Raw genomic sequence first — 21,928 nt, forward strand, 5'->3', positions numbered from 1 at the left:
TCCTCCGGCGGCACCCGGACCGCGCGCCGCCACAGCGGCGCACTTCCACCCAGCTCGTTCCCTGGAGTGATCATGCCCCTGTTCATCGGGCTACCCCACGGTGTGTCCCTGCCCCGCAACCTCACCGAACCCGACGCCCGGCACCTCGTGTCCGTCCTGGCCCGCAGCTACCAGTGGACCGGGCCGCTGTTCGGCAGAACCGAGGTCGAGGCGTACCTACACGCCCAACTCGATGACCCCGACAGCCTTCCGCCCCAAGCCCTGGACGCCGTCACCTGGCGACGCATCCAGGACACCACCGCGTGGAAGAACCTCGCCGCCACCGCCCGCCGCAGCATCGCCGCCGCCGACGTCCTCGGCCAGGCCCTCCGCCAAGCCGGACTCCTCTGCCGACAGTGCGACACCCCCATCACCGGGCCACCCACCGCGACGTGGGGACTCTGCCCCGTCTGCCTCAACACCACCCCCCTCGGCGACCTGCAGTGCGCCCCATGTCCGGGAGGCGACGGCACCAGCCACCACCGCTGGGCCACCACCACCTGCGCCGACTGCCACATGCCCAACCCCGCAGCGCAACCCCACCTCACCGCCGTCACCCACGCCGCATAGCACCGGGCGCTCAGGGAGCCCCGGCGACACCAGTCAGACCACCGGTCCGGCCTCGGACGGCAACCCGACCCCGACCGGTCACCAACACCCCGACGAAAGGAACACGCTCGTGCCCACGAACAGCGTCAACGACCAACAGCACACCGACCGAAACAGCCAGCCCACCGACCCGGCCGAGACGCTCCGGGTCGACGCCGAGGACGGTCACCCTGCCCTGCCCGGCCGATACGCCCTGCTCGCCATCGCGCAGATCCAGGTGAACAGCCGCAACGTCCGCGACGACGCGCAGGCACTGCCCGGGATCGTGGAGAACCTCCAGGAAGACGGGGTCGCCGGGCTCCTGTCCCCGGTCATCGTCACGCCGCTGAACACCGGCGACGGCACCTACCTGCTCGTCGACGGCGAGCAGCGGTACCGGTCCGCCGTCGAGGCCAAGCACGAGTACATCCAGGCCATCGTCCGCGACGACCTGGCCGACAACCGTACGCAGATCATCAACATGCTGCGGCAGGTCCACCGCAAGGACCCCAGCGCCACCCAGCAGGCCCGAGGAATCCAGCAGCTCGCCCTCGCGGGCATGGGCGACGACGAGATCGCCCGCCGCACCGGATACACCCCGGACCAGGTCCGGGCAGGCCGCTCCGTCGCCGTCCTCAAGCAGGAACACGCCGGGCGTACGCACGCGCTCGGACTCGACCTCACCCAGGCAGCCGCCCTCGCCGAGTTCGCCGAGGAACCCGACACCGTCGACACCCTGTTGCGCGAGGCAGAAGCCGGACCGTTCGCCTACGCCCGCGCCGTCGAACACGCCCGGTCGGCACGAGACGGCCGTCGGGCCGAGGCCGCCCGACGTGGCGAGCTGACCGCAGCGGGCGTCACGCTGCTCGACACCACCCCCAGCTACCACGACCCGAAGACCAAGGAGACGACGGACCTGCGCGACCCCGCAGGCCAGACCATCACCGCCGAAGACCACCGCACCTGCCCCGGCCACACGGTGCGGCTCCACCTCTCCTACGACCACCGGCTCGTCGAAACCAGCTACTGCACCGACTGGCAGGACCACGGCCACACCCTGCCCAGCTACGCCCTGCCCACCCGCAGCGGACCACGCACCGAGGAGGAGAAGGCCGAACGGCGACGCGTCGTCGAGAACAACAAGCTGATGGACTCGGCGAACACCGTCCGACGTGAGTGGCTGGCCGATCTCCTCGCCGCCAAGACCCCACCCAAGGGCACCGCCAAACTGACCGCACAAGCCCTCGCCAACTCCGGATACGTCCTGTCGACGTGGATCAACGGAGGGCGGAAGCTGCTCGACGACCTCCTCACCCCCGGCAAGACCACGCGAGTGGGCACCACCCGGGTTCCGGCCCGCGCAAGCGACGCCCGCTACAGCGTCATCTCGCTGGCCGCCATCGCCGCCGCCCACGAGAGCGCCATCACCCGCACCTCGTGGCGGGCACCCGACCCGGCCGTGGCAGCGTGGCTGCAGTGGTGCGTCGCCAACGGATTCCAACTCGGGGCGGTGGAACAGCTCATCGTCGACGCGGTCGCCGACCGCGACGCCACCCGCCGACCGGCCGCGTAGGTCACCCGCCGGTCGGGAGCCGACCACACCGGCTCCCGACCGGCGGCATCCCACAGCACCTCACCGATGCCCCACCGATCCGGTGCCGAGCCCCGAGGACCAGCAATGAGCGAAACAACTCCCGCCTCACCCAGTTCACCCACCGCCACACGGTCGGACGTCGAACATTCTGGACAGCACATCTCCGTCCTCGACGCTCTCGGTGACGTCGTGCTCTTCCGTGACGAGGAGAAGCTCTGGCTGTTCCGCGACGGCCACGACGGCGGACTGCTCGTCCACCACCAGGGCGATCAGTGGACACTCGTCCGGCCATCCCAGCCGCACACCTCGCCCGACACCCGGTGGGGCCGCCTCTGCGTCGGCGGCTGGGACGCCCAACGCGGGGAGTACGTCGCACGGCAGCTCTCCACCGGCCGCGTCATCGCCCGTTGGGACACCCACTACGGGATCCTGGCCCGCGCCGGACGCTTCTACCTTCGTCTGCCCCGTACCCGGGAAGCAGCGGCGTGACGGCGACCGGTGGCGACGGGGGATTAGCGACGGCCGGGGGGTTAGTTTGGCGAACTCCCCCCGGACCGTCTCACGCCCGACGCCACACAGGCCCCAAGAGCCCTCACGCCGCGCGCGTGCCGTCATCGTACGTGACCCCCGAGTCACCCGGCCTGACCGCGACACGCGACAGCCGACCCACACGGCCGCCCGAGGAACGGCCTCCCCCATCCGGCATCATCGAGCGATGTCCACCGGCACCCATCACGGCCGTCCGCTCGTCTCCCGAGCAGAGGCAGCAGAGCTGCTCGGCATCTCCGTCAGCCACCTCGACCGGCTCTACCGGGATCGGTATCTCAACGGATTCCCCGACCGCGCCGACGACGACCGCTCATGGTTCGCCGATGACATCCGCGCCTACGTGCTCCCCCGCGACCAAGCCTGGAACAGCACCGACGCCAAAGTCGACCGCACCGGCGACCCGGACGAACTGGTCGACGCCACCACCATCGCCCGCATGCTCGGTTACCGCAGCCGTGCCTCCCTCACCGGCCAGAACCGCATGTGGTCACTGCTTCTCCACCGCGTCGACGACGAATCCCTCACCCCCACCGGCCGCAAGCGACGCCGGTGGAAGCGCAGCACCGTGTGGGAACTCGCCGGCAGCCGAACGGGAAAGGGAGCACCCCACACGGGCCGCCCCGCCGGAACGCCGCACGGCCAGCCCGACCGGTCCGGTGAACCCGACGAACTCGTCGGCACCACAGAGGCTGCCCGAGTCCTCGGCTACAGCCGCACCCTGCCCGAGTACGTCCTGCACCTCGCCGACGACGAGTCGGTAGGCACCCAGGGGCGAGTCCGACGCCGGTGGAAACGCCGCACCCTGTGGCAGATCCTGGACGAGACTGCCCCGCCCACCGAGTGAGCCCCCCGCGTGACCACCCGTTGACCGCGCACCGCCGACGTTAAGAGCAAGACCGGAAGCGGCCTGCGGCCGCACAGTCTCTGAACCCCTCCACCGGTGAGGCCGCACCAGGCTAGCGTCGTGCTCGCTCCGGTCAAGCCCGAACGCGGCTCGCAAACATCATGCACACCCCGCATGATGTTTCCTCGAAACCCCGCGCTCGGGCTTGACCTCCACTGCGCGCGCCGCAGCGAGCAAGCTCGCCCCCACCGCCGCAGGAAAAGCGGTGGCGCACGAGCCCCGCGCAGCGCATGGAGCGAGCGCGACCACCGGCACCTTGACCGCAACCAACGAAATTAGCCAATGGACCCAGAACACAAAAAGAGGTATAGTAATAAGTGTTCGGAGGGGACGGCGAACCCCCACCGGACACCCCACACGAATCCAGGAGACGCATCCCCATGCCCGACCGCAGAAGACCCACCGAAACCTACGGCTGCGCCACCTGCGCCAGCCCGCTGACGATCGTCACCACCCGGGACGACAGCGCCTGGGCCTATGTCCATCCCCACACCGCCGCCGACGACCACCCCACCGTCCCGGTCCCGCTCAGCCACCTATCCACCGTCAACATGCGATGCGACTTCTGCTCCGCACCGAACCCCGTCGCGGTCTTCACCTTCAGCCCACTGGAAATCGAAGCCATCGCGGACAACGGCAGCGCCATGGCCACCCACAATCTCGGCGGCGACTGGTCGGCCTGCCAGGACTGCTCCACCCTCGTCCAGCGGCGAGACCCCGAAGCCCTCACCCAGCGTGCCACCCACCTGGCCAACGCCCACGACGCGACCACCACTGCCGCGATGCTCCGCCCCCTCCACCAAGCCCTGTTCGCGGCCACCCCCACGACCCCCATCCTGCGACCGCTCGACCGGCCCACCCGAACCGCCGCGCCCGAGCCGATCGACGCCTCGCCCACCCGCCACCTACGCCCCCGGCAGCTACCCAAGGTCCGAGACCGACTCGCCCGGTTCTGGCGCACCACCGGGCAGGCGTACCTCCTCAACCTGCTCACCTACGGACGGACCTACGACATCCCCGGACACCTCCACCCCGGTGCCCCCCTCGACGCCCCCGCCACACCCATCGACGCCGCCACCCCCGACCTCATGCGCGCCTACACCGCCCTCATGGCCAACCACCTCGACACCGGACACCTCTTCTGGGTCGACGCCGAGTTCAGCGCCCTCGCCGCCCACGCCGCACGCGACCTCCCCGACGTCCGGATCAGCCCCGCCGAGATGCCCGCCACCGGCGGCATGCTGATCTGGCAGTCGCCCATCCTCCGATCCACCGAACCCACCACGGGGGTATCCGTACCCGTGATCGCAGCACAGTGGGGACCCATCCCCGGCGGCGTCTGGGTCACCTTCTACACCACCGCCGAAACGCTCCACGAGCCACGAAAGCTCACCGAACGAGGGCTACAGGACCTGCGCGAGCGGGTCGGCTGGCTCGCCCCCGTCAACACCGGCTCGACCCTGCACTTCGAGCAGACCCACGCCCCAGCCACCGACGACATCCGCACCATGCTGAGCTGCCTGATCGCCACGTGGATCCTCACCACCCAGCCCGACGCAGAACTCGTCGACGAACCGGCCGACAAGGCGATCCGGAAGGCGTACCAGCGCGCCAACCGCCCCTCCCCCGCCATCCGGCTCGTACGACTTCGGCGCAAGAACCAAGCACCGTCGGACACCACCGCAGGGGCCACCGCACGCGTCTACACCCGCCGGTGGTGGGTACGCGGATTCTTCCGGGACCAGCCCTACGGTCCCGGCCGCACCCAGCGCAAGCGCACCTACGTCCGCCCCCACGTCAAAGGCCCCGCCGACGCTCCCCTGATCCTCACCGAACAGGTCCGGGTGCTCGGCGAACCACCCCGCCAGGCACATGAGTAGCTGCCTGTGGGTATCGGTGCCGGTCGGTAGATCCGACCGGCACCGATACCGGGCCAGAGTGATCACCCCGTCCATCCACTGACCGGGGTAGATACCAACCTCCGAAGGAGGTATAGTAATAGCTGTTCGGAGGGGACGGCGAACCCCCACCGGACACCCACACGAACCCCAACCCAAGGACGCCCATGCACACCGCGATCCTCGCGACGCTGCTCGGCACCACCACCGCCAGCTGCCTCGCCCTCCTCGCACACACCTCACGACTCCGCGCCAAACTCGCCCACGCCCGGCACGAGGCCAACCACGACCCGCTGACCGGACTACCCAACCGGCGCGCACTCCGACACCACCTCGACACCCTGCTGTCCGACACCACCAGGCCCATCAGCGTGGCGATGCTCGACCTCGACACCTTCAAGCGCATCAACGACACCCACGGCCACGCCGTCGGAGACCGAGTCCTACGACGAGTCGCCGCCGCACTCGCCGCACTCGACCTGCCCGGCGCATATCTCGGTCGACTCAGTGGCGACGAATTCCTGATCATCACCGACGGTGGAACCCAGGCCGGGCACCGCAACGCCCGCCGCGCAGCCGCCACGCTCGACGCCACCACCGTGACAGTCGCCGGACAGACGATCCGCTGCCGGGCCAGCATCGGCACCGCCACAGCCAACCCCCGCGACTGCCGCCCCGAAGAGCTACTCGGGCGAGCCGACGCAGCAATGTACGCCGCCAAGCGTCACGGCCCCGGCGTCCAGGAATGGCACCAAGGCCTCGACCAGAACACCGGCACCCCCCACGCCAATCGACGCCGCCGCTTCCGGTAGCAGCCCCCGGGGTGGCCCAGAAGAGACCGGGCCACCCCGCCCCCCGGACAGCAGACGACAGCGCGCATCGAGCACGCCGACGCCGTGCCCACTCACACCCGACACCCGGAGCCCCAGCAACCATGAGCGAACTCAGCCAGCCCGACCGAGTCACCATCGCCCACACCTGCCAGGACTGGGCCGCCACCTACAACGGCGGCCCCCTGCACCTCACCAGACACGACGCCGTCCGATACCTCGCCGACGGACACCTCGACGCCCTCACCGCCCGCCATGGACGCGACACCATCTGGCAAGCCGTCGCCGCCTACCTCGACGCCCACCCCGACACCCTCACCGCACCCCGCACCACCCAAGCCCAACGCGCACACCGCCAAGCCGAACGCGACACACGCGCCGCCGCCCACCTCGCCGCAGCCAAGGACCACCACCTACGGAACCTGCCCTACGAAGCCCTCGGCCTGATCGACCGCGCCGAACTCGCCTCGCCCACCTACCGGGACTTCGACCGATACCGACAGTACGTCCACCGCAAGGTCCCGCCGTTCACCCCCGCCGACCTCACCGCAACCCCCCACCGGTACCGCACGCCACTACCTCTCCACAGCCCCGTACCAGGACCACCGGTCGTTCACCACGGCGCAGCCGACGAACTCTGGGTCTACCCCGGACGCCCGGTCGTCAACGGCCCCTGGCCCGCCGCCACCCCCGAGCAGTGCACCACGCCCGACGACACCACCTGGCTCGCCGCCGGAACCGTCCTGGTGTGCACCGGCTGCGGACTCGACGTCACCTGACCAGACAGGCCCGGTCAGTCGCCGTCCCCGAGGTCGGCGACCGGCCGGGCACCGTCGACCGGACCAACCCCCGCCCCGGAAGCCCTCCGCCGACGGGGCACCACCGAACCCAACGCCTCCACCCGCTCCCGCACCCGGGAACGATCCACCGAACGCCGCAACGCGCGCACCCGCCCCACGTCGACCCCGGCCAACTCCGCCGCCAACCCGTCATCGCGCAGCAGCGTCGCCAGCACCACCACCGCCAGATCATGCGCCGCCGCCGCATCACCGCGCTCCGCATCCAGCCGCGCCAACGCTTCCCGACGGCGATGCTCCGCCTCCGCCAAAACCGCAGCCGACTGCTCGACCGCACGGACCGCCCGCCGCTCCACCTCCTGACGCGCCCGCAACGCCAGAACCGCATCGTTTCCCGTTCTACTCGCCATGCTCCGACCGTAACCACAATTCAGTCTCCGCAAAGGACACCCCGGCAACGAATTCGAACTCGTTCGATCCTGGTCACAAATTCAGAATCGCTCCACCGACCGATCCAACGCACCCACCACCACCCACCAACAGCGGAAACCCCATCCGGCACATCACCACTGAATCTTAGAAGCGATACACCACCTAGCATTCTCAGCCGCGCAACAGGAATTGATCTTCTATCTTCTCCTCATGTTGTCCATCACGCGCATCTCCCCTGGAAGCGGCTACCGATACGTGATGGAACAGGTCGCGGCCGGTCGTCACGACTCGCAGACGCCGACGGCCGGCGGTCCGACGCCCTACTACACCGACCCGACGGCTCGCGGTGAGAGCCCCGGATGGTGGACGGGCACAGGGGCTGCGGTCCTCGTGGTGAGCGGCCGTGTCAAAGAGAGCCAGATGCGCTACCTCGTCGGACAGGGGCGACACCCAGAGGCCGGCTACCAGCTCGGCCAGCGGTGGCGCACGTACGCGCCCATGACCGACGAGTATCGCGCAGCCGCCGCGGAGCGTGCGCTGTCGCTCCTGCCCGACGACGCCACCGTCGAGCAGCGCGACAAGGCATGGCACGACGCGATGACCGCTCCGGAGCGGCGCTCGGTCTCCGCCTTCGACGTCACCGTCTCCCCGGTCAACAGCGTCTCGCTCCTCTGGGCCTTCGGCGACGACGACGTCAAACGTGACGTCATCGCCGCCCACCAGGCCGGCGTACGCCTGGTCGTCGATCACCTCGAGCGGCACGGTGCCTTCGCCCGCGCCGGTGCCGGTGGTATCCGACAGCTCGACACCGCAGGCCTCGCGGCCATGGTCTTCGACCACCGGATGAGTCGGGCCCGCGACCCGCAGCTGCACGCGCACATCGTGGTGTCCGCCAAGGTCAAGGCCGTGACGCCCGACGGTGGGTCGCAGTGGCTCGCCCTCGACGGAAGAGGTCTCTACCGGGCCGCCATCGGCGCTCGCATCGCCTACGAACGGGCCGTCGAGGCTGAACTCCGAGCTCGTCGGGGCATCGTCTTCGCCGCCCGACCCGACAGCGGCATCCGCGAGATCGTCGGCATCAGCGACGCCTCGCTGCGGCACTACGCGAAACGGCGAACCGAGATTCTCACCGAGATCGGCCGCGAGCCTGCCACCCCACGAACTTCCGCCCGACGGTGGCGGGCACGTGCCCAGGACGCGACGCTCCGGACCCGCCGCCTGCACAAGGGCGCAGAATCGACCCACGACGCGGTACGCCGCTGGCATGCCGAAGACCGCGCCGCCGGGCTCGACACCAGCCAACAGATACGCCGAATCCTGACCGGCCGCCCGCCAGACGACACCACTACCACCGCCCAGCGGGTACTACGCCGCGCCCGTCGACTCGCCCGGGAACCAGATGCTCTCGACGAAACGACGCTGCACGCCGCTGCGGTCCGGCTAGGCGTACCCGAATCCGACCGACAGCGCGTCGTCGACGCCGCCGTACGGGCCGACGAACGGCTGGCCGTGGCCCGTGCGGTGGACACCCTCGGTCGGCAGCGCGCCGTGTTCGGCCAGGACCACCTCGAACTCGCCATCGGCCAGGTCCTCGCCGTGCGCCCCGGCCACAGCCCCGACGCCGACTGGCTACGAGTCAAGAGCCTCGCCGAACAGGCCGTCACCGAGCAGGTCGCCGGGCTTCGGACACTCGCCCCGCCGTCTCTCGTCCACTGGGCGCCGGCCCTGCGCCGCGCCAGTGACAGGCAGAGCGAGTACCGGCGGCATCGAGACGTGGCCCTGACCACCCACGCCGTGCTCGCCGCCGAGAAACAGGTACTCACCTACGCCCGCCGCCTCAGTGCTCAGGCGGCGCCCAGGGAAGCAGTCGACGACGCAGCACGATCGCTGGAACTGTCCGCCGAAAAACAGGCCGCGCTGCGCTTCCTCGTCGGCGACGACCGCCGGATCACCGGCGTCATCGGCCCCGCCGGCACCGGTAAGACCTACCTCCAGCGGGCCGTCGTGGCCGTGGCCCATCGCGCTGGGATTCCTGTCATCGGTCTCACCGTCGGCCAGGCGGCCGCCAACCTGCTCGCGGACGACACCCGCCAACCCGACGGCAGAATCTTGCGAACCGAGAACATCGCGAGGTGGTTGCACGCCCAACATCGACCACCGCAGGGCACGACCAGCCGCCACTGGCGGTTCGCACCCGGGCAGTGGGTCATCGTCGACGAGGCGTCCCAGGTCTCCAGTCACGACCTCGCCCGGGTCACCGCCCAGCTCGACCCGGTGGGCGGCAAGCTCATCCTCGTCGGCGACCCACACCAGACCTCGGCCGTCGGGCCAGGTGGACTTCTGCGCCACCTCACCACCCTCGGCGCCACCACCCGGCTGACGCACACCCACCGCTTCACTCACGCCTGGGAAGGGCCGGCGTCGCTGCGCCTGCGCAGCGGCGACCCCACCGTCCTGGCCGAATACGACCACCGAGGACGTCTCATCGGCGGACACCGCCAGCAGCTCGTCCAACACCTGCTGACCCGCTGGCTCGCTGACACCACACGAGGTGTCCCCGGCCTGATCCTCGTCGACACCGAAGCGGAAGCCACCGACATCGCACGACAGGCGCGCGAGATGCTCCTCCGCGCCGGCCGGGTGTCGACGGGCTCCAGCGTCTGGCTCCGCGACGGCAATCGCGCCAGCGTCGGCGACATCGTCGTCACGCGTCGCAACGACCGCCGGCTCGGGTCGCCCGGCAGCCACGTCACCAACCGCGACCAGTGGCGCATCGACGCCATCGCCACCGACGGACTACAGGTCACCAACGCGCGTACCGGCACGACCGCCACCCTGCCCACCGCGTACGTCGTGCGACACACCCACCTCGCGTACGCCCAGACCGCCGACTCGGCTCAGGGCCAGACCGTCCACACTGCTCGAGCCCTGATCACCGACAGCACCTCACTCGCGCGGCTCTACGTCATGCTCACCCGCGGCCACACCCTCAACGAGGCGTACGTCGTCACCGACGACGAACCACGCGAAGGCACCCCGCCCCAACCACCCACCGCCCGCGTCGCTGTCCTCGCCGACATCATGCGCCGCGCCAACCCCGCTCGCACCGCCACCGAAACCGAACAACAACTCTGGGCCGACGCCGACGCCCTCCACACCTGGATGCCGATCTACGACGACCTCATCGCCCGCGCCCGCATCCCCGAATACCTCGCCATCGTCCGTCGACACGTCGGCCCCATCCTCGCCGACCGACTCGTCGGCGATCTCGCTCTCCCTGCACTCATTCACCGGCTCACCACCTATGCCGTCGCCGGCCACGACCCCGGCGACGTCCTCCGACGGGTGATCCGGGTACGCGAGCTGGACACCGCTGAGGACATCGCCGCGGTACTGACGTGGCGCATCGACCGGCTCCTCCACCATGCCGCCGCGGACCCAGCCACGGCCACCGCACCCGAACAATGGCAGAGCTGCACCGCCCGAATTCCGGCCGATGTCACCGGTGACGTCGGCGACGCCCTCCGCCAGGTCGCCACGATCTGCGACCGCCGCACCGCCGCCCTCGCCGAACTCACCGCCCACACCCGCCCCGAGTGGAGCCGCGCACTCGGCGACGTCCCCACCGACGACCTCGGTCGCCGGCAGTGGCTCACCCGAGCCGAGGTACTCGTCACCTACCGGGACTCCTACCGAATCACCAGCGACCATCCCCTCGGACCGGAACCCCCCGGCAAGAACATCCCGCAGTGGAACGCCTGGCAACGGGCGCGCCTTGTCCTCGGCACCGCCACCCTCGCCGGGCACCTGACCACCGCCACCGACGCCGAACTCACCCGACTGGTCGCTGCCCAACAGAGGGCCGATGCGGCAGCACCGAGCTACGTCGCCGACGAACTCCGAGCCGCCCACCTCGACCTCACCGCCGCCGAACACCACCGCCATGACATCACGCACCTCCTCACCACCGTCGACGCCGCCAAGGACCGGCTACAGGCAGACGCCCAACGACGACAACCCCGCTGGTGGCAACGCGGCCCGTCCCGTACCCGACAACTCGCCGCCCAAGCCGCCCTGCGTACCCGCACCACAGAAGCGGCCCGCCACGCCACAGAACTGCGCCGCACACTGTCGACCCTCGACCACCACATGACCAGGTACGCCCACCGCGCGGCCACCCTCGACTCTCAGCACGCGACCTGGCAACGCTGGTACGACAGCGCCCTCCCCACCCGCTACGCCGGCCTCGCCGCAGCTGCGGAACTGACCCGCCGCGCCGCCACCCGCCAGTCATCCCTGACCGAAGCCGTCACCAGCACCGCAGCCAAGGTTCAAGCCATCCACGACACCCGACCGCGCCCCCACGTCACACCGGTCCCCGCACACCTCGACCAGCACACCCACGACGCCCATCAGCGCCTCGCAGTTCCCGGTACGCCCTCCGGCGATCCAGAGCTCGGCTGAGGGTCCGCCCCTCGATCGGCGGGCTGGTCCCGGACCCAGGCCAACCCCCATGAGCACGTAATCTTCGCATGACTCTCAGTAGTCCATGCGCCCACTTTGGATTTTTTGTTCCGCTTGATCCTGTCTGAGGGTAATCGTCATTGACTTCCACCCGTTCCATCGATAGCGTTCCTGCAACTTGTCGCACGGCAATTAATTGCGGGGGCTCCGATGGGTGCGGTTACGACATGCTGTCCACGATGCAGCGTGGTGCGGTGAACAATCTGTTGGGCATCGCGGTTCTTGTTTATCTGGGTTCGGTTGTGGTGTCCGCGCTGGCCGATGCGCGGCGTCGGGTCGAGCGCGATCTGGCGATCCTCGTGGCCATGCCCGCCCACGTCAACGGGGTCAACGAATCGGGCCGTTCCGCAGGCGACCGGCGTGCAGCGGCCAGCCGTCGGGTGACCGTCAGCTAGTTCCCACCATTTTTGGTCTCGCACAGCAGTTTCGCTGCTGCGCGGCTTCTGCATGGCTTCATACCGGCGGAAACACGTCCACCGGACATAGAGGGAGTATTAATGGGTCGACGGAAAATGGTCGTGGGGATAGCGTCAGCGCTATTGGCCGCGTCGGTGGTGGTCGTACCGGCGGGAAATCCCGTCGTCGCGGCGCCACCGAGCAGTAGTGAAATCGATGGGATCGAGCCGGTCGTGTCGCCCATGTCTGGGCCGACGATGTGGCTGTTCGACGCCCCGCCCGCTGCGGCCGCTCGGGCGACGGCGGGAGCGGCACCGTCGGTGCCGAAGGGCACCGGTCCGGTCCGTAACGCCACCCAGTTGTCGTTCTCGCTGACCGACCGGCTGCAGGCCAGGGTGAACGTGGGGTCGGGGAACCTGCTGCTGACCAGTACCGAGTTGACGTTGCCGGGGATCGCGGAGAACGTGACCCTCGGCGCGTCGTTCAACAGCCTCCTGTTGGGCAGCGACATCGCCGACGGCGCCCACGGGCCGGGTTGGCGTACCCGTTCCGGGGTGGACGTCCGGTTGATCGAGGCCGACGACGACTCGGTCACCTACGTCGCCGCCGACGGTGTGGTCGGCACGTTCACCGCCTCCGGTTCCGGATACACCACCCCCGGGGAGTTCAAGGCGAAGCTCGCCGCCGACGGTTCCGGGTGGAAACTGACCGAGAACGACAGCGGGAAAGTCCTCTTCTTCACCTCCGCCGGTCTGCTGGACAAGACCGAGGACCGCAACGGCAACGTCACCGACTTCGCCTACAACGCCGGCAAGATGACCACCGTCACCTCGGACCGGGGGGTCGGTTCGGTGCGGACGGCCGCCGTCACGTACACCGGGGACCTGTTGACCCGCTACCGGCACACCGGCAGCGACGGCAACTGGCGGCAGGTGTCCTACGACTACGACACCGCAGGCCGGTTGACCACCATCCAGAGTGCCACCTGGCGGCAGGTCCAGTTCGAGTACGACACCGCCGGGAACCTGACGAAGATCATCCTGGAGGACGACACCTTCGTCACGATCACCTACGACAGCCAGCACCGGGTCACCTCCCTGACCCAGATCACCGACAACACCACCATGCGCGGCTCCACCACCCGACTGGCGTACACCAGCTCGACGAAGACCGACGTGGCAGGCCCCCGGGAGGACCTGTCCCTTCCGGTGACCAGCGTGCCGCACACCAGCTACGAGGTGAACTCCAACAAGCGGGTCACCGAGGTCACCGACCCGGCCGGCAACACCCGTAGCAAGACCTACACCCCGTTCAGCGACGTCGCCACCAGCACCACCGCCGAAGGCGGACAGACCAGCAACACCTACGGCGCCAACAGCGGACAGTCCCAGACCCAGTCCGAGTCACCGACCGGGGCCAGCGCCTCGGCCGCGTACGCCAACACCGCTACCTCGACGAACCCGACGGCGAACTTCCAGCCCTCGTCGTCGACCAACACCCAGGGCAACTCCTCGACCTACACCTACAACGGTGCCGGCAACCGCACCTCCTCGGAGGACGCCCTCGCGGCCGAGGCGAAGGTCGACTACAACTCCGACGGCACCGTCAAGTCGTCCACCGACCCCGGCAACGGCACCAACGACACCACCTACAGCTACGACAGCAACAAGCAGCTCACCACCATGACCCCGCCGACCGGCAACACCCTGACGGCCAAGACGTTCACCTACGACACCTACGGCCGACTCGCCACCGAGACCGCCGGCGGCTGCACCACCACGTATACCTACAGCCTCGACGACCGGCTGACCACCACCGCATACTCCGGCTGCACCGCCACCACGACGGTCACCTACGACTACGGCGGCTCCGGGAACCTCATTACCCGGGTCGATGCCACCGGCACCACCACCTACCTCTACGACCAACTCAACCGGCTGCGCCAGCGCACCGCCCCGGGCAGCCCTCTGCAGACCTACCGTCCCGACCCCGCCGGCAACCTCGAACAACTCATCGACGGCCGCGGCACCACCCGCTACTACTACAACAACCGCAACTGGCTGGTCCGCATGGACACCGCCGGCGGTACCCGCTACAACTTCGCCTACGACAAGGACGGCAACCGCACCACCATGTGGTTCGCCACGACCGAGACCAACAGCACCTGGGCGCTCCGGGTCACCACGAGCTACGACAAGTCGGACCGGCCCAAGCGCATCACCGCCACCCGCAACTCCACCACCCCCACCACCGTCCACGACGTCACCTACTGCTACGCCGAGTACACCGCCGGCCAGCCCTGCTCCACCGCCAAAGCCGACGACACCGGCCTACGCCAGTGGCAACGCAACGAGACGACCAACGCCGTCACCCGATACGACTACGACGACGGCGACCGCCTCACCAAGGCCACCAACCACCACGGCACAACCTACGAGTACGACTACGACACCAACGGCAACCGCACCAGCCTGATGGTCGACGGCACCAGCACCCAGAGCTACACCTACAACTCGGCCAACCAGATCACCAGCATGTACAACACCCACGACACCCGGGGCAACCAGACCCGCACCAGTTCCCCCACGGTCGGGAGCATCGGCTACAACGCCGCCAAGCAGATGACCACCGCCACCACCCCCGCCGCGACCACCACCTACGCCTACGCCGGCACCGACCAGGTGGAACTCACCCGCGCCGGCACCATCAACCTCACCTACGGCCGCGACGACCAGCACGGCATGCCCTGGCTCCAGTCCTGGACCAACGGCCTCAACCCCACCATCCACGTCGAACGCGACGGCCTCGGCACCCCCCTCGGACTGCGCATCGGCACCACCGACCACGCCTACGTCCTCGACGCCCTCGGCTCCGTCATCGCCATCGTCAAGGCCGACGGCACCGCCGCCGCCACCTACACCTACGACCCCTACGGCAATGGCCTCACCGCCACCGAGACCGGCCTCGGACAAACCAACATCATCCGCTACGCCGGCGGCATCCACGACCCCGCCACCACCTACACCAAGTACGGCCAACGCTGGTACAACCCCATCCAAGGCCGCTTCACCCAACAGGACAACCTGTCGTTCATCGGGGACCCACAACAGGGGAACCGGTACGGCTATGCGGCAGGCAACCCGGTTACTTTTATCGACCCAACGGGCATGTACTCCTGGAACGACCTGTACGCAGATCTTGGAGTGGTGGGAGGGTTCGCAGGTGCCGGAGCAGTCCTCGGCGGCCCAGCGGGACTGGGGGCAGGAGCATTGATCGGCACCGGAGTCGTTTTGATCAGGAGAGGCTGCGAAATGCGAGCGGACAACTGCGGCCTCTCTGAAAGCTGACAACAAGGAAAGATCCACCTGATGAGAAGTTTCGAGAAAGATCTATGCTTTGCTGGCAGTGCGGGGCAACTACTCGGGCGCATCCAAGAAGCGCTCGCCTCTATGAAGGGCGTACGCGACGTGAGAACCGTCGGGGACGCGATGGTGACCGCTGCGGTCGGGGTCAGCGCCAGGTCATGGGGCGAAGTTATCACCTGTAGAATCGACCCGGTCATTGGTGGCACTGCACGTGTGACCGTGTCGAGTCGATCGAAGGTCAAGACGACGCTCTTCGACTGGGGTGCCAACCGGCGCAATGTGGAGGAGGTCCTTCGTCTCCTTAGAGCCTCGGGCGACCCATCGAGACATCCCAGGTTCTCACAGCCGGAGTGACCCGAGTTTTCGAACCACGCAAAGGCGTTAGCGAGGCTGCCGCACTCTGCGGCAGCCTCGCTCATGGATCCAGCTAGTGCCTCGTCATGCAGCCTTGAACGGGTAATCCGGGTGGCGGATCTTGGCTTGAGTTTTAACCCTTGACGTGATGCCTCGTTGGATCCGTTCTGTCTACTTTGGACCGAGTCTTGCCGACGCCGTGGCGGGTCCGCGGGGGTCTCGTGGTGCCTTTCGGGCGACCGGGACCAGGGATGGTGGGTTTCGGTCTTCTGGCGGGAGTACCGAGATGTCGGCGCAGCGTGGGAAAACCTCGTCGGACCCTGCCCGGAGTCATCGGCCGGTCCGCGGCCACCGTCTTCTCCCACCGACGGCGCAGATCGACGGTGAGGGTTCTGGCCAGCCGCAGCTGAGCGTGCGCGGCCAGGATCAGCCAGGTCCACCGCTCGCCCTGCTGCGGTGTGCGGACCTGCGGCGCGGTCCAGCCCAGCACGCTCTTGAGGAACCGGAACGTGTGTTCCACGTCGAAACGACGCAAATACGTCTTCCACAACAGGTCCAGGTCGAAGACGGTCCCTGCCGGTGCGGTGTGCCACAGCCACAGATCCTGCGGCGCGCGGCTGCCCGGCAGACGTTCGACCTGGATGCGGATCACCGTGCCCGCCACGATCGGCAGCGCACCGACGTGGCCCTTCCACCCGCCCTGACTGCTCAGTTTCTGGTGCAGCCCATGCCAGGCACTGACCTCCACCGCTCCGTAGCGAGAGCTGTGACCCGACAGCGTCTGCTCAGCCGTGGGCAGAGCCGCCGGATTCGACAACTCGAACCGATCACCGTGCAGCTTCGGCCGGCCCGGCCGACCATCGCGCAGTCGTCTCGGCGCAGGCGTGTAGAACACCCGGTCACTGCGGACTCGCCCCAGCACCTGGACCCCTAGAGCACCCGCCAGATGGGTGATCCGGGTCAGGTCATAGCCCGAGTCGAACACGAACACCGCCGCCGGACGCCCCACCAGCACACCGGCGGCCGTCAGCCGGGCCACCACCGCAGCGATCTGCGCGACCGTGACCACGGTCGCGTCGTCATCCGGCCCGATCCGCGCCGCATCCAACACGGCAGTCCACGACGAGGCACCCCACTCCAACCCCGCGGCGAACGAGAACGGCCACCCCGGGATCGTCTTGCGCATACCATCGCAGCGACACGCCGTATAGCAGTGACACCGTCCTTCAGACGTCACCGCGTCCGGCCGCGGCCACGCCGACACGTCCATCGCGATCTTCACCGGCCCGTCGTCCACCGGCACCCACGTCCGAGAGATCAGCGTCGCCAACGCCGCGACATCGACCTCACCACACGCCACCGCGTCATACAACGCACCATGACCACGCCGGAAGACGTTCTCCAACGACAACTCCACCAACGACGCCACCGGCCCGTCCGCGGTCAACACGGCATCCACCAACTCGAACAACGCATCCGCGCGCCGTCCGAAACACCGATACAACCCGGCCCGGAACTCGACCAACCCCGCACGCGCCACCGCCGGATCAGTCACAGACACAACCGACGATCCCTGGCATAGTAGACCCCACGGCCACCCCGCATCCCTTGAAGCTTCGACACTCCAAAGGATCACGGGTGGCCGTACCCATGTCCTGCGACACACCGAAACCCGCCCCGCTGATCGAAGATCACCAAGGCAGCCGGTTAAAACTCAAGCTTGGAGCCGGTGGCGAATCCGGATTTCGGTCGGGCTCGGTGGTTGCGCCAGCGGATGTAGTCGCCGATGGCGGTGTCCTGCTCGGTGTGGGTGCGGTGGTCGGTGCCGTTGAGGGCGAAGTAGCGCACGGCGGCGAACTCGGCCTCGATCCAGTTCAGCCAGGACGCGTACGTCGGCAGGAACACCAGCTCTACCTCGTTGGCGGCGCACCAGGCGCGGACCTCGGGGTGCTTGTGCGGGGAGAAGTTGTCCAAGATCAGGTAGAGACGCTGATCGGGCCAGCGGCGGCGCAGGGTCTTGAGGAAGGACAGGAACTCGCGCCAGCGTTTGCGGTCGCGGATGCGGTAGTGCAGCCGGCCGGTGGTCAAATCCAGGGCGGCGATCATGTGCCGGACGCCCTGGTCACGGGTGTAGGTGGCACGCAGCCGCACCGGCTTCCCCTGCGGCCGCCAGGCCCGTCCTGGGCGGGGTTGCAGGTTTAACGGCCCGAACTCGTCGACGCACAGCACCCTGCCGTCGGCGGGCGGGTGGTCGTAGAGGTCCAGGACCCGGCGCATCTTCGACGTGAAGTCGGGGTCGGTGCTGGCCTTCCACGTCTTCGTGGCCTGCCACGTCACACCGCGTTCGTGCAGGATCCGGCGGACGGTCTCGACGCTGACCGTCGTGACGTGACCAGCGGCGATCAGGTAGTCCCGCAGCTTCGCAAGCGACCAGCAGGAGAACGGCTGGCCGAGGAAACGGGGGTCGCACCGGGCGATGACGCAGATCCAATCCCGGGTCTGCTCATCGATCCGTCTCGGTGCGCCCCCGCTCCATTTTGGGGACAGCGCGTCGAACCCCCGCTCGTTGAACGCGTGGATCACGTCCCGCACGTAGTCCTCGCTGGTCCGCAGCAGGTGGGCGATGTCCGGAGCCGGCTGCCCCTGAGCGGACATCAGCACCACGATCGCCCTGCGCAGCTTCACCGGATCCTTCGCCGTCCGCGTGATCCGCTGCAACCGCCGCCCTTCGACCATCGACACCTGCCGGACGAACACCTCCGGCCGTCTACCCACCGGCCATCACCTCCCCAGACGAGTGCTGGGAGACAGCCTGCCCGATAGATCCTCAGAACTGGTGGATTACACGATCAACGTTCCAAGACGAGGCACTAGTGCCTCGTCACGCAGCTTTGAACGGGTAATCGGCATGGCGGATCTTGGAGTTGGTCGCGAATCCGGTTCTCGGTCGGGCTCGTTGGTTACGCCGTCGGATGTAGGCTCCGATCGCGGTGTCCTGCTCGGTGTGGGTGCGGTGGTCGGTGCCGTTGGGGGCGAAGTAGCGCACGGCGGCGAACTCGGCTTCGATCCAGTTCAGCCAGGACGCATACGTCGGCAGGAAGACCAGGTCGACCTGGTTGGCGGCGCACCAGGTGCGGACCTCGGGATGCTTGTGCGGAGAGAAGTTGTCGCAGATCAGGTACAACTTCTCGGCCGGCCAGCGGCGGCGCATGGTCTTGAGGAAGCTGAGGAACTCATGCCAGCGTTTCCGGTCGCGGATGCGGTAGTGCAGGCGTCCGGTGGCCAGGTCGAGGGCGGCGATCATGTGCCGCACGCCTTGATCGCGGGTGTAGGTGGCCCGTAGTCGCACAGGGCGTCCGGCTGGCCGCCAGGCGCGGCCGGGTCGGGGTTGCAGGTTCAACGGTCCGAACTCGTCGACACACAGGACCCGGCCGTCGGCGGGTGGGTGGTCGTAAGGGTCGTGGATCCGGCGCATCTTCGCCGTGAAGTCGGGGTCGGTGCTGGCCTTCCAGGTCTTGGTGGCCTGCCAGGACACGCCGCGCGCGGGCAGGACCCGCCGGACAGTCTCGACGCTGATCGTCGTGACGTAGCCGGCGTCGATCAGATAGTCGCGCAGCTTGGTCAGGGACCAGCAGGAGAACGGTCGGCCGAGGAAACGGGGGTCGCACCGGGCGATGACGCAGATCCAGTCCCGGGTCTGCTCATCGATCCGTCTCGGTGCGCCCCCGCTCCATTTTGGGGATAGGGCGTCGAACCCCCGATCGTTGAACGCGTGGATCACGTCCCGCACATAGTCCTCGCTGGTCCGCAGCAGATAGGCGATATCAGGAGCGGGCTGCCCCTGGGCAGACATCAACACCACGATCGCCCACCGCAGCTTCACCGGATCCTTCGAGGTCCGGGTGATCCGCTGCAACCGTCGACCCTCGGCCATCGACACCTGCCGGACGAACACCTCCGGCCGTCTCCCCACCAGCCACCACCTCCCCAGACGAGTTGCTGGGAGACAGCCTGCCCGACAGGTACTCAGAACCGACGGATTACACGACCAACGTTCCAAGACGAGGCACTCACTAGGCTGTTGTTCTGGTCTAATTGTGCCTCCCCTGCTCCTGTCTCACTTGCCGGCAGGCGATGGACCACTGCGGTCCCTCGGGCTAGGACCCCGGGAGATCTCTTCATCACGACCTCGCTGACGCAATGACCCGACCCCTGAAGGCGTAGGACCTGTCGGCCAGCTTCTGCACCGGCTTCGTCTCAGTCGGTCATCCCTTGGTATCCGGCTGGTCTGCGGTGGGTAGGATTCCGATGCTGATGCTGGCTAGGGCCGGAAGCAAAGCTGTGGCGGCGAACGCGGTTGGTAGTCCCCAGGGGTCCCACATGGCCGCGCAGGCTGCGGACCCGAACGCGCCTCCCAGGAAGAAGATCAGGTTGATTACGCCCACAGCCGCCCCTCGGACGTCCTGTCCGGTTCGGGCGGCGATGGCGGCGGTGAGGACCATCTGCGCGACGGCGAAGGTGGCGAAGGCCAGTGTCGCTGCTCCGACGAGCATGGCGGGATGCGGGGCCACTGCTGCGGTGAGCGCCACCGCCATGCTGAACACCGCCGCCAGGGCGGCAAGCACTCGGTGCGGGGGCAGGTGGCGGCTCGCGGCGGCAGCGAGGCGCGCGAGGATGACCCCTGCGGCAGCTGCGGGAAGGAGGAGCAGCCCGACCATCTCGGCGCTGTGCCCGAGGCGGGTCAGCATCTGCGGGACGGCGTAGACGCAGGCGAACAGACCACCGTAGACGCCGGCTCCGATGAGACCGAACTGGTAGAGGCGTGGATCGCGGACCACGACGGCTGGCAGGAAACCGGCCGGATGGCGTTTCGTGTGCAGGATGAGCAGCGCCCCGGCAGCACACGCAGTCGCGACTGTCGCGAGGACGGCGGTCCGGGGCAGTCGGACGACCGCAGACTGCGTGGCCAGGAGGAGGGCCAGGGCGGTGAGGGTCAGCAGGGCCGCCCCTGCCCAGTCGACGCGGCCCGGGCGGCGGGAATGGCGGCGGGTCAGGGGCCAGCAGAGTGGGATCACCGCTATGGCGGCGGCGGGCAGGACCAGCGCCAGCCGCCACGACACGGTGGTGGCGAGTGCTCCGGCGAGGGGTGCGGTGGCGGAGAAGAGGGCCATCAAGGTTCCGATCCGGGCAAGCGTGGCGGGCCGTTCGTCCTCTGGGGTGTGGGCTCCGAGGGCGAGGACGGTGGCGGTGACCGCACCTGATCCGGCGGCGAGGAGCCCTCGGCCGGTGACCACGACGGTGAGAGTGGCCGCGAGTAGGCAGGTCGCCGATCCGGTGGCGAGCAGTCCTATGCCGATGCTGAGAACCCGGCGTGGACCCCACAGGTCGGTCGCTCGGCCTGCGACGGCGGCACCGACGCCGAGGCCGAGTGCGTGGACGGCCAGGATCCACACGGCGACGGCGGCTCGGACGCCGAGGTCGTGGGCGGCGACGGGGAGGGCGACGGCGGCTGCGCTCACGCCGTAGATGGCAGGACCGTAGAGCAGGCCGAGGCGCCAGCCGGGCGCGGCGGCGGGGACGTGCGATGGGGCTGGTGGTGCGTAGGTGGACACGCTGCTCCTCACCGAGGTTGTGAATCGCGCAGACGAGAAACCCGAC

15 protein-coding genes are annotated in these 21,928 nt (G+C 68.6%); 10 read left to right on the forward strand and 5 right to left on the reverse strand.

The genetic code is table 11. From position 1 onward, the window contains the following. Positions 1–72 precede the first annotated feature (72 nt). The 7 genes from WHN02_RS22745 to WHN02_RS22775 all read left to right on the forward strand — a co-directional run bounded on the left by WHN02_RS22745 (position 73) and on the right by WHN02_RS22775 (position 7,181). Positions 73–609: a hypothetical protein gene (locus WHN02_RS22745; protein ID WP_434740739.1), complete on the forward strand. Its 537-nt coding sequence runs from the start codon at positions 73–75 to the stop codon at positions 607–609. Positions 610–718: 109 nt separating this feature from the next. Further along, positions 719–2,200 carry a ParB/RepB/Spo0J family partition protein gene (locus WHN02_RS22750; RefSeq protein ID WP_434740740.1) on the forward strand — a complete coding sequence of 494 codons (1,482 nt, stop codon included), beginning with the start codon at positions 719–721 and terminating at the stop codon, positions 2,198–2,200. A 105-nt stretch (positions 2,201–2,305) separates the two neighbouring features. Then, positions 2,306–2,710 (forward strand): hypothetical protein, encoded by a 405-nt coding sequence (locus tag WHN02_RS22755; protein ID WP_434740741.1) that lies wholly within the window; start codon positions 2,306–2,308, stop codon positions 2,708–2,710. A gap of 226 nt (positions 2,711–2,936) precedes the next feature. Further along, entirely contained in the window at positions 2,937–3,614 is a 678-nt protein-coding gene (locus WHN02_RS22760; protein ID WP_434740742.1) for a hypothetical protein, read from the forward strand. 440 nt (positions 3,615–4,054) lie between these two features. Beyond that, positions 4,055–5,554 (forward strand): hypothetical protein, encoded by a 1,500-nt coding sequence (locus tag WHN02_RS22765; RefSeq protein WP_434740743.1) that lies wholly within the window; start codon positions 4,055–4,057, stop codon positions 5,552–5,554. Between the two features lie 185 nt (positions 5,555–5,739). Further along, positions 5,740–6,384, forward strand: a complete 645-nt coding sequence (locus tag WHN02_RS22770; protein WP_434740744.1) for a GGDEF domain-containing protein — start codon at positions 5,740–5,742, stop codon at positions 6,382–6,384. A gap of 122 nt (positions 6,385–6,506) precedes the next feature. After that, positions 6,507–7,181, forward strand: coding sequence for a hypothetical protein (locus WHN02_RS22775; protein WP_434740745.1), 675 nt, complete (start codon positions 6,507–6,509; stop codon positions 7,179–7,181). 14 nt (positions 7,182–7,195) lie between these two features. On the opposite strand, the gene WHN02_RS22780 is transcribed toward WHN02_RS22775, so the two are convergent. Beyond that, the gene (locus WHN02_RS22780) at positions 7,196–7,609 is read right to left on the reverse strand and encodes a hypothetical protein (protein WP_434740746.1); all 414 of its coding nucleotides are present in this window, start codon (positions 7,607–7,609) and stop codon (positions 7,196–7,198) included. 280 nt (positions 7,610–7,889) lie between these two features. Between WHN02_RS22780 and mobF the strand changes: the two genes are divergently transcribed. From mobF to WHN02_RS22795, 3 genes are all read left to right on the forward strand, one after another. Further along, on the forward strand, positions 7,890–12,095 hold the full coding sequence (gene mobF, locus WHN02_RS22785; RefSeq protein WP_434744030.1) for a MobF family relaxase: 4,206 nt from the start codon (positions 7,890–7,892) through the stop codon (positions 12,093–12,095). Between the two features lie 227 nt (positions 12,096–12,322). Beyond that, entirely contained in the window at positions 12,323–12,550 is a 228-nt protein-coding gene (locus WHN02_RS22790; protein ID WP_434740747.1) for a hypothetical protein, read from the forward strand. Between the two features lie 243 nt (positions 12,551–12,793). Continuing rightward, positions 12,794–15,898 carry an RHS repeat domain-containing protein gene (locus WHN02_RS22795; RefSeq protein ID WP_434740748.1) on the forward strand — a complete coding sequence of 1,035 codons (3,105 nt, stop codon included), beginning with the start codon at positions 12,794–12,796 and terminating at the stop codon, positions 15,896–15,898. Between the two features lie 505 nt (positions 15,899–16,403). Here the strand turns inward: WHN02_RS22795 and WHN02_RS22800 are convergent. From WHN02_RS22800 to WHN02_RS22815, 4 genes are all read right to left on the reverse strand, one after another. After that, positions 16,404–17,825, reverse strand: coding sequence for an NF041680 family putative transposase (locus WHN02_RS22800; RefSeq protein WP_434740749.1), 1,422 nt, complete (start codon positions 17,823–17,825; stop codon positions 16,404–16,406). Positions 17,826–17,977: 152 nt separating this feature from the next. Continuing rightward, entirely contained in the window at positions 17,978–19,045 is a 1,068-nt protein-coding gene (locus WHN02_RS22805) for an IS630 family transposase (RefSeq protein ID WP_434740750.1), read from the reverse strand. Positions 19,046–19,151: 106 nt separating this feature from the next. Further along, positions 19,152–20,243, reverse strand: coding sequence for an IS630 family transposase (locus WHN02_RS22810; protein ID WP_434740751.1), 1,092 nt, complete (start codon positions 20,241–20,243; stop codon positions 19,152–19,154). A 292-nt stretch (positions 20,244–20,535) separates the two neighbouring features. Beyond that, positions 20,536–21,882 (reverse strand): MFS transporter, encoded by a 1,347-nt coding sequence (locus WHN02_RS22815; protein ID WP_434740752.1) that lies wholly within the window; start codon positions 21,880–21,882, stop codon positions 20,536–20,538. Positions 21,883–21,928 lie beyond the last annotated feature (46 nt).

This window comes from Micromonospora sp. SH-82, from assembly GCF_051132485.1.
Classification (GTDB): domain Bacteria; phylum Actinomycetota; class Actinomycetes; order Mycobacteriales; family Micromonosporaceae; genus Micromonospora.

Bases quoted from the DNA above. Each gene is read 5' to 3' on its own strand.
- WHN02_RS22745 (WP_434740739.1), top strand. From the start codon at position 73: ATGCCCCTGTTCATCGGGCTACCCCACGGTGTGTCCCTGCCCCGCAAC.
- WHN02_RS22755 (WP_434740741.1), top strand. From the start codon at position 2,306: ATGAGCGAAACAACTCCCGCCTCACCCAGTTCACCCACCGCCACACGG.
- WHN02_RS22760 (WP_434740742.1), top strand. From the start codon at position 2,937: ATGTCCACCGGCACCCATCACGGCCGTCCGCTCGTCTCCCGAGCAGAG.
- WHN02_RS22765 (WP_434740743.1), top strand. From the start codon at position 4,055: ATGCCCGACCGCAGAAGACCCACCGAAACCTACGGCTGCGCCACCTGC.
- WHN02_RS22770 (WP_434740744.1), top strand. From the start codon at position 5,740: ATGCACACCGCGATCCTCGCGACGCTGCTCGGCACCACCACCGCCAGC.
- WHN02_RS22775 (WP_434740745.1), top strand. From the start codon at position 6,507: ATGAGCGAACTCAGCCAGCCCGACCGAGTCACCATCGCCCACACCTGC.
- WHN02_RS22780 (WP_434740746.1), bottom strand. From the start codon at position 7,609: ATGGCGAGTAGAACGGGAAACGATGCGGTTCTGGCGTTGCGGGCGCGT.
- mobF (WP_434744030.1), top strand. From the start codon at position 7,890: ATGGAACAGGTCGCGGCCGGTCGTCACGACTCGCAGACGCCGACGGCC.
- WHN02_RS22790 (WP_434740747.1), top strand. From the start codon at position 12,323: ATGCTGTCCACGATGCAGCGTGGTGCGGTGAACAATCTGTTGGGCATC.
- WHN02_RS22795 (WP_434740748.1), top strand. From the start codon at position 12,794: ATGTCTGGGCCGACGATGTGGCTGTTCGACGCCCCGCCCGCTGCGGCC.